The organism is Rhizobacter sp. P1_G5 (assembly GCF_056405435.1).
In genome coordinates this window covers 1-1,397 of the sequence record NZ_JBFUCB010000980.1, presented here as the reverse complement: position 1 = coordinate 1,397, position 1,397 = coordinate 1, and the positions used below count along the sequence as shown (strand labels likewise).

At 66.2% G+C, this 1,397-nt stretch carries 1 protein-coding gene; it reads left to right on the top strand.

The genetic code is table 11. From position 1 onward, the window contains the following. Positions 1 to 287 precede the first annotated feature (287 nt). Positions 288 to 1,397, top strand: a 1,110-nt coding sequence (locus AC1D12_RS33340; RefSeq protein ID WP_477845378.1) for a hypothetical protein, incomplete at its 3' end; no start/stop codon positions are given.

Sequence of the window (1,397 nt, the reverse complement as noted above, 5' to 3'; positions counted from 1 at the left end):
GCTCCCATCAGCCTGGCAGCATGCAAGATCTTCAAGGTGTGGATCTACTGTCGAGATCGGGTGTTCTCGGGTGGGACTCATTGTGTAGACGCACCCCTCACGCACCAATCCACCGCGGTGGAAGGGACTGTTTCACGGCGCGGTGTGGTAGATGGCCAAGGGTCTCCCCGCCCCTCCGATCGAGGGGTGCTGCGATCGGCATCGTCGCGCTACCCTGCTGCGTACATCGCTGCGTCAGCGAGGGAGGAGCAATGATGCTTCGCTGTCCACGGGTCTTCACCTGCCTCATGGTCGTGGCCGTCTTGAGCGCGTGCGGTGGCGGCTCGGAAGACACGCCACCACCGGTGCCCCAGCACCCCGCGACCCAGGGCACGCTGAAGGCCGACGTGACGGTCGTGAACTCATCCCGCGATGCATGGGTCGCCTCGGCCACCGACGCGAGCTGGACGCTACACAGTGTCCGCAACGACATCGCCGTCGGCGCCGTGCTGCTGCTGGACGATGATGCCGTACGGGTAACGGGGGTGACTCAGGTGGACGGAACCACCATCCTCGGCGTCGTCCCGGCCGAGATCGAAGAGGTCTTCGCCAAGCTCAGGCTGTCTCACGTCATCGACATGAGCGATGCAACCTTCGAGGCCACCGACGGATCGGCCACGCTGGTATCTCGAAACGCACTCGTGCAGGATCGCGCGCAAGCCGCGGCCGGCCTGCAGCAGGCGATCCATGTCGCCATCGACAGGCATCCGTTCACGGGCAGCGTCGACTTCGTGCTGGGCGGGCGGCTGGACCTCAGCTACGACGAAGACGGCAGCACCGGCGCACAGKGCCATCTGGACGTCACGGGCGCCATCGACGGTGCGGTGCGTTCATCGTTCGTCGGCTCCTTTCCGCTGTCGCCGAGGATCCCCGCCAGCTTGGCGGCGTACCAACTGGGGACCGTGCGCATCCCGATACCTGTGACGATCGTCGACAAGGCGTCGCGCGTTCTGGGCGTGCGGGTGGCTTCGATCGTGGTGCCGGTGTGGCTCGGCGCCGATGGGACGGGCGGGTATTCCCTCGCGCTGCGCGTGAACGGAGACGCTCGCACCAACCTCGTCGTCGATTACTCCGGTTCCGGTGGCCTAGTTGCCCACGGCCCCATGGCCTCCGCCGGCTTCGGCGTGACGGGCGAGTTGGCCGATGCAGGCCCTGACGCTGCGGCCCAGGTCGGGGCCGACCTCGGTGCCTACGTGCGGGCACTCCCGCAACTGCTGATCCTGAACAAGGTGCCCTCGATGGGCGCGGACCTCAAGGTCGGCATGTACGCGGACGGGCAACTGTCGGCTTTTCCTGGAGCGCCGTACTACTGTCTGCGGATGCAGCCCTCGTTGAAGAGCGAAGTGTCCGGTTTCTTC